The organism is uncultured Altibacter sp., from assembly GCF_963972995.1.
Lineage (GTDB): Bacteria > Bacteroidota > Bacteroidia > Flavobacteriales > Flavobacteriaceae > Altibacter.
This window is the reverse complement of the sequence record NZ_CAXAXI010000007.1, coordinates 64,919-75,573: the sequence shown is the minus strand read 5'-3', so window position 1 is coordinate 75,573 and position 10,655 is coordinate 64,919. Positions and strand designations below refer to the sequence as shown.

The 10,655-nt window shown below is 43.5% G+C and carries 11 protein-coding genes; 3 read left to right on the top strand and 8 right to left on the bottom strand.

All coding sequences use genetic code 11. From position 1 onward, the window contains the following. Nucleotides 1–21: 21 nt before the first annotated feature. From AACZ11_RS04605 to xrtF, 7 genes are all read right to left on the bottom strand, one after another. Nucleotides 22–501: a DUF305 domain-containing protein gene (locus AACZ11_RS04605; RefSeq protein ID WP_290625006.1), complete on the bottom strand. Its 480-nt coding sequence runs from the start codon at nucleotides 499–501 to the stop codon at nucleotides 22–24. Between the two features lie 41 nt (nucleotides 502–542). Then, nucleotides 543–3,038, bottom strand: a complete 2,496-nt coding sequence (locus AACZ11_RS04600; RefSeq protein ID WP_290625007.1) for a heavy metal translocating P-type ATPase — start codon at nucleotides 3,036–3,038, stop codon at nucleotides 543–545. A gap of 96 nt (nucleotides 3,039–3,134) precedes the next feature. Beyond that, nucleotides 3,135–3,548 (bottom strand): hypothetical protein, encoded by a 414-nt coding sequence (locus AACZ11_RS04595; RefSeq protein ID WP_290625008.1) that lies wholly within the window; start codon nucleotides 3,546–3,548, stop codon nucleotides 3,135–3,137. 99 nt (nucleotides 3,549–3,647) lie between these two features. Continuing rightward, a complete protein-coding gene (locus AACZ11_RS04590) occupies nucleotides 3,648–4,379 on the bottom strand; it encodes an acetolactate decarboxylase (RefSeq protein WP_290625009.1) in 732 nt (243 codons plus the stop codon). Between the two features lie 76 nt (nucleotides 4,380–4,455). After that, a complete protein-coding gene (locus tag AACZ11_RS04585; protein ID WP_290625010.1) occupies nucleotides 4,456–5,001 on the bottom strand; it encodes a DUF3347 domain-containing protein in 546 nt (181 codons plus the stop codon). Nucleotides 5,002–5,042: 41 nt separating this feature from the next. Continuing rightward, complete coding sequence (locus tag AACZ11_RS04580; RefSeq protein ID WP_290625011.1) at nucleotides 5,043–5,468, bottom strand: exosortase F system-associated protein; 426 nt, start codon at nucleotides 5,466–5,468, stop codon at nucleotides 5,043–5,045. Next, complete coding sequence (gene xrtF / locus AACZ11_RS04575; RefSeq protein WP_290625012.1) at nucleotides 5,461–6,009, bottom strand: exosortase family protein XrtF; 549 nt, start codon at nucleotides 6,007–6,009, stop codon at nucleotides 5,461–5,463. Before xrtF ends, AACZ11_RS04580 begins: the two co-directional genes overlap by 8 nt. Before the next feature lie 86 nt (nucleotides 6,010–6,095). Between xrtF and AACZ11_RS04570 the strand changes: the two genes are divergently transcribed. Continuing rightward, nucleotides 6,096–6,551, top strand: a complete 456-nt coding sequence (locus AACZ11_RS04570) for a GAF domain-containing protein (protein WP_290625013.1) — start codon at nucleotides 6,096–6,098, stop codon at nucleotides 6,549–6,551. 28 nt (nucleotides 6,552–6,579) lie between these two features. Here the strand turns inward: AACZ11_RS04570 and AACZ11_RS04565 are convergent, their stop codons facing one another. Then, nucleotides 6,580–7,836 carry an ABC transporter permease gene (locus AACZ11_RS04565; protein WP_290625014.1) on the bottom strand — a complete coding sequence of 419 codons (1,257 nt, stop codon included), beginning with the start codon at nucleotides 7,834–7,836 and terminating at the stop codon, nucleotides 6,580–6,582. A gap of 128 nt (nucleotides 7,837–7,964) precedes the next feature. On the opposite strand from AACZ11_RS04565, the gene purH reads away from it, so the two are divergent. Beyond that, the gene (purH, locus tag AACZ11_RS04560; protein ID WP_290625015.1) at nucleotides 7,965–9,497 is read left to right on the top strand and encodes a bifunctional phosphoribosylaminoimidazolecarboxamide formyltransferase/IMP cyclohydrolase; all 1,533 of its coding nucleotides are present in this window, start codon (nucleotides 7,965–7,967) and stop codon (nucleotides 9,495–9,497) included. Nucleotides 9,498–9,562: 65 nt separating this feature from the next. Continuing rightward, entirely contained in the window at nucleotides 9,563–10,591 is a 1,029-nt protein-coding gene (locus tag AACZ11_RS04555; RefSeq protein WP_034260871.1) for a rod shape-determining protein, read from the top strand. The last annotated feature ends 64 nt before the right edge of the window (nucleotides 10,592–10,655 follow it).

The window sequence follows — 10,655 nt, the reverse complement described above, 5'->3', positions numbered from 1 at the left end:
TTACGAGATTTTCACACCGTATTAATCGGCGTTTTCAAGACGATCGATCATCTTTTTCATTTCTGCGATCTCCTTTTCTTGTGCTTTTATAATTTCGTCTGCCAGTTTTTGAACCTCGGCATCCTTAATATCGGCTCTTTCACTTGTGAGTATGGCTATGGAATGGTGCGGTATCATTGCTTTCATCCAAAGCAGGTCGCCAATAGGTTTTTGTGCACGTACTAGCAGTAATGCTCCCACAAACAGGGCGAGACTTCCTAACAAGATGGCTCGGTTCTTCGCTTTGTTCGTATACATTTTTCGCATAAAGAAGAACATAATGACCGCCATGGCGGCAATGCCCAGACAGGTCATATAGAAGCGCGTTAAACTAAAATATACATGATCAAATTGATAGGTGTTCAAGTACATTGTGATGTACATAGCAATGAAAGATGCTGCTAACATCATCATGAATTTGGTATAATTGCCATTTCCCTTGTGTGTTTTTGAATTTTCCATTGTTTTGAATTTTTGGTTACTAATCATTTAAATCTGTTGTATTAGATCTTTTCGGTACGCAATCGTAGCGCATTTGCGATTACCGACACCGAGCTAAAGCTCATGGCCAAAGCTGCGATCATGGGAGAAAGTAATATTCCGAAGAACGGAAAAAGCACTCCCGCCGCTATGGGTACGCCAATAGTATTGTAAATAAGTGCAAAGAAGAGGTTCTGCTTGATGTTTCTCATGACTTTGACACTAAGGTTTCGCGCCTTCACTATGCCCTGCAGATCGCCTTTTACAAGCGTGATCGCAGCACTTTCAATGGCTACGTCGGTACCGGTGCCCATCGCGATCCCTACATTGCTCATAGCAAGAGCGGGTGCATCATTGATACCATCGCCTGCCATCGCTACTTTGTGCCCCTTCTTTTGCAACCGTTCTACTTCTTCCAGTTTATCTTGTGGTAACATCTCGGCTTTGAATTCCTTAAGGTTCAAGTAAGAAGCGACCGCCTTGGCGGTATCCTGATTATCGCCGGTAAGCATAATTACCTCAATTCCTGTCTCCTGTAAGGTTTGAATTGCCTTTTTGCTGCTCTCCTTTATTTTATCCCCTATTACGACATAGCCGGTAGCTTGACCGTCTACCGCCAAATAAGGAACTGTTTTTCCTTCTTTCTGAGCTGCGGCTACTTCTTGCTGAAGTGCTTTAGAAATAGAAACACTTTCTGCTTGCATCAAAGATTCGTTTCCTAATGCGATCTTTCTTTCATTCACGACACCGGTGACTCCTTTTCCTGTAACCGAATGAAAATCGGTAACCTTCAAAACTTTTACATTCTTCTCCTTTCCGAAGCGAACCGTGGCCTCGGCCAATGGATGTTCACTCAATTGGTTGACGGCGATGATGTATTTTAATACCTCTTCTTCCGAAGCATTTTCTGAAGTTCCAATCCGCTCTACCGAAGGTTTTCCTTCGGTGATGGTTCCGGTCTTATCGATGATAAGGGTGTCGATGGTATCCATTTTCTCCAGCGCCGCTGCATTCTTGATCAGAACTCCGTTCTGGGCACCTTTCCCTACACCTACCATAACCGACATAGGGGTGGCCAGTCCCAAAGCACACGGACAAGCGATGATAAGCACAGCGATGGCATTGACTAAGGCATATACATAGGCTGGTTCCGGACCGTAGATCGCCCATATAGTAAAAGTAATCACGGAAACCAACACCACGATAGGAACAAAATATCCGGAGATCTTGTCGGCAAGTTTTTGAATAGGTGCCTGACTCCTGCTCGCTTTGTTCACCATGTCAATTATCTGGGAAAGCAGGGTATCATTCCCCACTTTCTCGGCTTTTACTATAAAAGATTGTTTCCCGTTTATGGTACCCGAGCTAACCTTGTCGCCTTCCCCTTTCGAGACCGGAATAGGCTCCCCTGTGATCATGGATTCGTCCACGGAACTTTCTCCTTCGGTGATCACACCATCTACAGGAATCTTATCCCCGGGTTTTACCCGTAGCAGATCTCCCATTTGAATTTGATCGATAGCAATCACTTCCTCCTTCCCTTGCACGATACGGATCGCCTTATTGGGTGCGAGCTCCAATAATTTTTTAACCGCGCTGTTGGTCTTACTGTGAGCACGTGCTTCCAGTACCTGTCCTAGCAAAACGAGGGTAAGGATCACCGTGGCAGCTTCAAAATATACGTGAACAGTGCCCGCTTCAGTCTTAAATTGAACCGGGAAGAGATCGGGAAACAGCATTCCAACAACACTGAACAACCAAGCCACTCCAGCACCAATCCCGATAAGGGTGAACATGTTCAGGTTCCAAGTTTTAATGGATCGATAGGCCCGTTCGAAGAACATCCAAGTGGAGTAAAAGACGACCGGAAGTGAAAGACCAAACTGAATCCAATTCCAGTACCGTACCTCCAACAGATCATAGAGGGGATTCTGTGCGAGCATTTCAGACATGGCAATAAGGAAAATAGGCAATGTGAAACCCGCTGCTAACCACAACTTTTGAAGCATTCCCCTGTATTTTTTCTCTTCCGCAGAAACATTGGCCTGCATGGGCACCAAATCCATACCACAGATGGGACAATCTCCGGGTTCATCACGAAATACCTCAGGATGCATGGGACAAGTATACCCGGCAGAGGATGCAGCAGTAAGGTTGATCTCTTCCACCAGGTCCATCCCGCAAACAGGACAATCTCCCGGATGATCATAAGTTTTCTCACCTTCACATTGCATGGGGCAATAAAAAGTGCCTGTGCCCTTACCTTTAAATTGTTGCTTAGGCTTTTCAACAAACGATGGGGTTTCTCCAGGAGGGTGAATGCTGTAAGCTCCGCCATCTCTTTGTAATGCCTCCTGAAATTTTTCTATTGGAATGTGGCTTTCCATCTCGATGGTAGCTTGCCCCTCTTCGAGATCAACACTGGCGTTTGTTACGCCTTTTACCTTAGAAAGCGTTTGTTCTACATGGCTTCGACAGCCGTTGCAGGTCATTCCGTGGATGGTATATGTATGAGTCATAGTTTGATTTAAACAGTGTCACAAAATGCATTTCTGAATATTCAGAATATAGGATCGTGATCCAAGCAAGGGCCGGATCTAAGAAACTGACAAGGTTTAAATCAAGAAAATCTGGTAAAGTACGGGTATGTCCTTACCGAGGGGTGGCGGACTATAATCCGCGAAGAAGTCTATATTATTTGTGTATAGCACTGCTTGCTGAAGTGGGAACTCAGAAACAGGAGCCGTAAATTCATAAGAAGAAAAAGTCACTTCGAAAGAGGCCTTGGCAAAAGTGTCGTCGGTTTCAACCGAAGTATACTCATTGTCACAGCAATGCTTTTCGGATTGCGTGTCCATAGTAGTTTCACAAGAACCCGAATCCATTTCCATGCCGCAGGAAAGGAACATTTCACCCAAGGTGAACTTTGCCATCACTTCATAACCACCGCAAAAATGCTGCGAATAGGCGATCCCGCTACTGCTTAACAACAGCAAACACGACAACACTATGGAAATGAATTTTTTCACGGCTTCAAAGATACTTTAAAAAAATGTAATGGTATTTTAAAAAAATATTAAAATGATACATTAATGTCGGCTACACAGACTTTTAGCATATAAATCAAGCTATTGTTTTGGCAATTTTAGGATCATATCGTTGCCTAAAAAAATACGATCCACATGCCCGGCCAAGCTCACGTTATCGGTTTTAAAATGCATATGCGTTTTCTCCTTCATATGCGTAAAGATGCCTTGATGGTCTTTAGAATAGAATCCTATGATCTCTACATCGCCATTACTTAGTACGCCGTTGAGCCCATATTGCAGATGGTTTTCCTCGGTGTGCTGCGTGTTGTTGAGATCCCAATTTACGATATGCCAGTCCAGACGGGCCACGGTTCCTGTAAGTAAGAAGGGAAAAGGTTTCGTAACGTCAATTCCAACTTTTTTGGCCTCCTGTAACAAAAACATCTCAAACTGTCCCTGACTTCGCACCATGGAGGCTACCGCCACCGTTTGCCATTCGGGTACTTGGGCATATACCAGTAACGCCGCTGACGCTTCGAAGGATTCACTTAAGGTGACCATCTCGTTTGTGCGTCTGCTCAGCAAGGGTTTGCCGTCAATGACCTGTATTTCACCCTGCAAGTTCTCCATGGCTCCCAAGGCATAGACATGGGGTTTTCCTTCGAGTTCCTGTAAAGAGATAGTACCTTCCATATCCCCTTCCATTAGCTGATGTAAAGCCCCGGAATGCTGTACCGAAGTGTCGACACCTTCCTCATTATCAGACGCTGTCTTGTTGTTACAGCTTTGGAGTACACATAAAAAAAGTACGAAGGATACGATTCGGTTCACGATCTAAAAATATAACGATGCATTGGCTGAATAAGTGTTTGTGCGAAAAATCAAGCTCAAACAATGTTATGCTTGCTTACTTGATCTCTGCCTCTATTCGACCACATTTAAGCATCTTGTCTCCAAAATAAGGATTGTATATATCCTTGCTATTGCTTAACCAAGAAGCACCTGTGTTATCAAAAGCCATAGGGCAGTATTGTTTATAGATCGTTCCCGATTTTAGGTTATTTGTAAGCAATTGCTCCACACTGGTAGTTACGGCAACAAAAGCAGTGCGCTGTGCTTCCACATCATCGCTCTCCACAATATTCTGTGCAGCCTTCAAGGCAACTTCTTCCACACCAACATTGGCGAAGGCTGTCATGAGGTTGGAAGCAGCAACAGACGCTGCTTTAGCATCGGTGTTGACCAATGCAGTCTTTACGTTAATGTATTGATTAAACACTTCGGCGATTTTAGGATCGTTGAATTCAGCCTGTGTCGTTCCGGCTTCATAGGTTGCGGATTCTTTGGTCGTTTCTACAGTAACCACTTCAGGCTCGTCATTCTTGGTTTCATTCTTACAACTAACAGCAACAATTGCTACGAGTAAGATAGGCAAGGCAATATATTTTTTCATAATATTTATTTTTTTCATGGTGCAAAGATATCAAATTTGAGTTATGTACGGTTCTGAAAGTAGAATGCAGGCACTAAAATAAGGAGAAAGATAGGCTGTATCAAAAACCTTCTTACATAGAATAACATAAGGTGGCCACCGGATGTTTCCAAAGAAATCAACAACAGAAAAAGGATCATGGCAACGATATAAAGGACACCATACAAGATAGCGGAAAGTCTCACAATGCTGCGTTTCTCGAATAAAACCCAAAGTATCCCCAAGGATAATAAGGTATTCATGCCATACCGAAGCGAGATACTTCCCAGCAGCTTCCACAGGTCGTAGGACGGTAAAGGGTCTGTGCTGTGAGTGGTCTTAAAAAATTCCAGCAGTACTCCGTAGAACAATTGATCCTCAAACATGCGTATGAGGACAAGCAGCCCTACCAAAAACACAATCAGTATTATTTTTATGGGCTTATTCATGGCGTTTTTTAACTGAAAGCATTCGTACCCACACCATCCAAAGAAGAAAGACCATACCGTAGATCAGCCCGGGAAAGACCACCCCGTGCAAGAGTTCTTTCTGCTCCGGATATTTGTAAAGTGCAATAGCCAAGATGACGATCCGAACCACGTTCATCCCATAAATCAGTGCCGCTCCGGCAAAAAGGAACAAGAGGGTCTTTTTCCATGTTTCAGAAAAAGCGACCACAAAGGCCATAAATAAAATAACAATACTAATCGCATTACAGCCTTCAACAATACGGGCGACGTAGGCACCTTCTACGATAAGCCGCATGGTAGGTTCGGTAGTATTCGGGATCACTTCGGCGTCATATCCAAATCCGCGGATCACTGCGCTGCTTTGTTTGGCCACCAACCGAGTAGCGGGGTCTGTAGTATACTCAGTTTCTGCGAAAATGTGGAGGTAGCCCCAATAGAGCATACTCAAAACCACGTAAGACCCTAAAAAAAGCACTATAAATTGAAGAACTTTTTTATATTTTCTGAAAAGTGTTCGCAAAGACGTTCTCTATTTTTAACAAAAATACAGCATTTGTACTTGGTGTATATGCCTGTTTTGAAATACTTTTACTGAAAAATAAAGATATGCCTTTTGATGCCCTTCGACCCAAAATAACCACCATACTGGCCAATGACGCTGAAAGCGTTACGCAGCGATTAACCGAAGTATGCGAGCTCCTTCAATCCAGCATTGGATATTATGATTGGGTAGGATTCTATTTTGCCAATGAAGCCGAACGCACCTTGCATTTGAGAGCTTTTGCCGGAGAACCCACAGACCATACGGTCATTCCTTTTGGCAAAGGTATTTGCGGGCAAGTAGCCGAATCGAATCAAAATTTTGTAGTAGCAGATGTCAAAGCACAGAACAACTACATAGCTTGTAGTATGTATGTGAAAGCCGAAATTGTTATTCCATTGTTCAAAGACGGTAAGAATGTGGGGCAGATCGATATCGATTCACATATAGCCGACCCCTTCTCGCCGGAGGACGAGCGTTTCCTTGAGTGGGTAAATGAACAAGTTGCAGAGATCCTCTAAACTTTGGCAACCTTATATACAAAAAGTTTTACATGCCGGTGCGGATCGCTTCTACCGGATCCAACCGCGATGCTGAAATTGCAGGCAATATGCCGGATATCAACCCAATCCCTGCTGAAATAGCAGTCCCTAGGAACATATTCCACGGCGAAAGTATAAACTCAAAGTCTCCCGTAAATTGCGAAGCGATCAGCGATACGAAAAAGACTAATACCAGTCCTATCAATCCGCCAATTACCGCCAATATCACCGCTTCAAATAAGAATTGCAACAAAATAAACCGGTTCTTGGCTCCTAATGATTTCTGTATCCCAATAAGATTGGTGCGCTCCTTAACGCTCACAAACATGATATTCGCTATCCCGAATCCTCCTACAAGTAGTGAAAACCCGCTAATAATTAGACCTATAACGTTCATCTGTCCTGTGATGTTATCGATGAAATCGGCAAACCCCTGCAATTCATTGACGAAGAAATTATCGATCTCATCGGGTTTTAAGCCTCGCGCCATCCGAAGTTTTTGTGTGAGCAAAGCAACAAATTCTGCCTGATCGATCCCTTTTTCGGGCTTGATAATGATAAAAGGAAATAAATTCTTGTTATTATCGCCAAAGATACGACGCACCATATTCACGGGAAGAAAGACTGAAGTATCCTTCGACCCTCCGAACAATCCACTACCTTCCTTTTTCAAGACTCCAATTACAGTAAATTTTTGACCGTACAGTCGCACTTTTTTGCCAATGGCTGCTTCGGCCGAACCAAACAAAGAAACAGCGATCTCATCTCCGGCGACCAGTACCGGAGATCCACTGGCAGACTCGGCTTCATTGAAGAAACGCCCTTCAGAAAGCTGTAGGGCTTCAATATCGTAGTATTCATCAGTTACGGCACCAATCTCCACATTAGTCACCGACTTATCTTCATACTTAACAGTTTCGCTCTGCACATTGAGTGTATAGGACGCTGCGTAAAGATCCGGTACCGTGCGTTTCAAATATTGGTATTCTTCATAGGTCACATCGGGAAATTGTTCGCGTTTCCAGTTGGGTACATCGGTGGGACCGAAAGAAAAACGACCCAAGTAAATAGTACTGTTGTCCAAAGATGAAATACTCCCTTCAATTTCCTTTTTTAAGCTATCGACTGCGGCGAGAACCGCAATAATGGAGAAGATCCCTATAGTTACTCCCACCAACGATAAAAACGTACGTAATTTATTGTTCTTAAGTGCGTTGATCGCAAAGTTAAAGCTCTCTTTGAGTACGCGAAGGTAGATTAACATAGCTTGATTTTTCTCGGTTGAAATATAGAATAAAGATAAGACGTTTTCTCCAAGGTAATGTTACAAAATTACTGGGTAATTATGTACTTTTGCACCTTCCTTTACAAGCAATACATTAAAATTCTATCATGACTGATACAAAGAAGATCACTTCCGCATTAATTTCGGTATTTCACAAGGACGGCCTTGCACCCATTGTACAAAAACTCAACGAACAAGGGGTTATGATCTATTCCACAGGAGGAACGCAAAAATTTATAAACGATCTAGGTATTGATGTGATTGCAGTAGAGGACGTGACCGATTACCCCTCCATCTTGGGCGGACGCGTAAAAACCCTACATCCCAAGGTCTTTGGAGGTATATTAAACAGACAAGATAACGACAGCGATGTACGTGAGATGGGGCAGTACAACATCCCACAATTGGACCTCGTAATTGTGGATCTCTACCCTTTTGAAAAGACGGTTGCTTCGGGTGCTACAGAGCAAGATATCATAGAAAAAATTGACATTGGAGGTATCTCCCTGATACGTGCAGCTGCCAAGAACTTCAAGGATACCCTTTGTGTCTCCTCCATGGAAGATTATGACGAATTATTACAACTGCTATCAGAGGGCAACGGCAGCATCTCATTGCACGACCGAAAGCGATTTGCCGCAAAGGCATTTAATATTTCCTCACATTACGATACTGCTATCTTCAATTATTTCAACAGTGACCATAGCATTCCGGCATTAAAACTAAGTGAGACCAAAGCGCAAGTATTACGTTACGGAGAGAATCCGCATCAACGTGGTTTCTTCTTTGGGGATTTTGAAGCCATGTTTACGAAACTCCACGGAAAGGAGTTGAGTTATAACAACCTACTGGATGTAGATGCGGCCGTAAATCTCATGTCGGAGTTTAAAGGTGAAGCGCCTACATTCGCCATTTTAAAACATAATAATGCCTGCGGAATTGCACAACGCGACACCGTATTGAAAGCGTATACCGATGCGTTGGCGGGCGATCCTGTTTCGGCGTTTGGAGGTATTTTGATTTCCAATACTGAGATTGACGAACCAACAGCAGAGGAAATACATAGTTTATTTTGCGAGGTAGTGATTGCTCCTTCGTTCACTTCCGAAGCAGAAAGAATATTAAAGGGTAAGAAGAATCGAATTCTTCTGGTGCAAAAAGAAAATAAACTTCCCGAAACAACGCTTCGCACCTGTTTGAACGGCGTACTTGTTCAGGATAAAGACAATCTGACCGACACTGCCGAAAATTTAACACATGCCACAAATACTAAACCTTCCAACACCGAGTTAGATGATTTGTTGTTTGCTTCCAAGATCTGCAAACACACCAAATCGAACACCATTGTTTTAGTAAAAGGAAAGCAATTGTGTGCCAGCGGAACGGGACAAACCTCACGAGTAGATGCGTTGCGTCAAGCCATTGATAAAGCCCAAGCATTTAATTTTGAGCTGCGAGGTGCGGTAATGGCCAGCGATGCCTTCTTTCCGTTTCCCGATTGTGTCGAGATCGCTGATAACGCCGGAATTACAGCAGTGATACAACCCGGAGGCTCGATCAAGGACGCATTGAGCATTGATTATTGCAACGCGCATAAAATGGCTATGGTATTTACAGGTACACGTCATTTTAAGCACTAAATTTTAGTACATTTGTGAGGAGTTGAGACTCAACACGTTTAATTTCAATACCGCCAAAACAGCTTATGGGATTTTTTGACTTCCTGACAGAAGAAATAGCCATCGATTTAGGAACTGCCAATACGCTTATCATTCACAACGATAAGGTGGTGGTGGATGCTCCTTCCATAGTAGCAAGAGACCGTACCACCGGTAAAATTATTGCCGTGGGACGTGAAGCCGCCATGATGCAGGGGAAGACGCACGAAAACATTAAGACCATCCGTCCCTTGAAGGATGGGGTTATAGCCGATTTCGACGCCAGTGAGAAAATGATCAATATGTTCATCAAGGATATTCCTGCTTTAAAGAAAAAATGGCTTACACCTTCCTTGCGAATGGTTATTTGTATTCCCAGTGGTATCACAGAGGTAGAGATGCGTGCGGTAAAAGAAAGCGCCGAACGGGTGAATGGTAAAGAAGTTTATCTAATCCACGAACCTATGGCCGCCGCTATTGGTATTGGCGTTGACATCATGCAACCCAAAGGAAATATGGTTGTGGACATTGGAGGAGGAACCACAGAGATTGCCGTAATCGCTTTAGGTGGTATTGTCTGCGATAAATCTGTAAAGATCGCAGGAGATGTCTTTACCAACGATATAGTGTACTATATGCGCACACAACACAACCTGTATGTTGGAGAGCGCACTGCTGAAAAAATAAAGATCCAAATTGGTGCTGCCACTGAAGATCTTGAACTCCCTCCGGAAGATATGGCCGTGCAGGGTCGTGACCTTCTTACCGGAAAACCAAAACAAGTGCAGGCTTCTTATCGCGAAATTGCCAAAGCTCTTGATAAATCGATTCTTCGTATAGAAGATGCCGTTATGGAAACCTTATCACAAACCCCACCGGAGCTGGCGGCAGATATCTACAATACCGGTATCTACTTGGCCGGAGGAGGTTCTATGTTGCGCGGTTTGGATAAACGTTTGTCACAAAAGACCGATCTACCGGTATACATCGCCGAAGATCCACTACGTGCCGTGGTTCGAGGGACGGGAATCTGCTTAAAGAACATCAATAAATACAAAAGTGTATTGATAAAATAAGTTCGGAAGGCTTTTCGTTATTCTCGAAAAGTGTCCTTGCTAGGCGTAAAAAAGCTGCTTATCC

Coding starts and splice junctions, on each gene's coding strand:
- AACZ11_RS04605 (WP_290625006.1), bottom strand. CDS start 501: ATGGAAAATTCAAAAACACACAAGGGAAATGGCAATTATACCAAATTC.
- AACZ11_RS04585 (WP_290625010.1), bottom strand. CDS start 5,001: ATGAAAAAATATATTGCCTTGCCTATCTTACTCGTAGCAATTGTTGCT.
- AACZ11_RS04580 (WP_290625011.1), bottom strand. CDS start 5,468: ATGAATAAGCCCATAAAAATAATACTGATTGTGTTTTTGGTAGGGCTG.
- purH (WP_290625015.1), top strand. CDS start 7,965: ATGACTGATACAAAGAAGATCACTTCCGCATTAATTTCGGTATTTCAC.
- AACZ11_RS04600 (WP_290625007.1), bottom strand. CDS start 3,038: ATGACTCATACATATACCATCCACGGAATGACCTGCAACGGCTGTCGA.
- AACZ11_RS04570 (WP_290625013.1), top strand. CDS start 6,096: ATGCCTTTTGATGCCCTTCGACCCAAAATAACCACCATACTGGCCAAT.
- AACZ11_RS04555 (WP_034260871.1), top strand. CDS start 9,563: ATGGGATTTTTTGACTTCCTGACAGAAGAAATAGCCATCGATTTAGGA.
- AACZ11_RS04565 (WP_290625014.1), bottom strand. CDS start 7,836: ATGTTAATCTACCTTCGCGTACTCAAAGAGAGCTTTAACTTTGCGATC.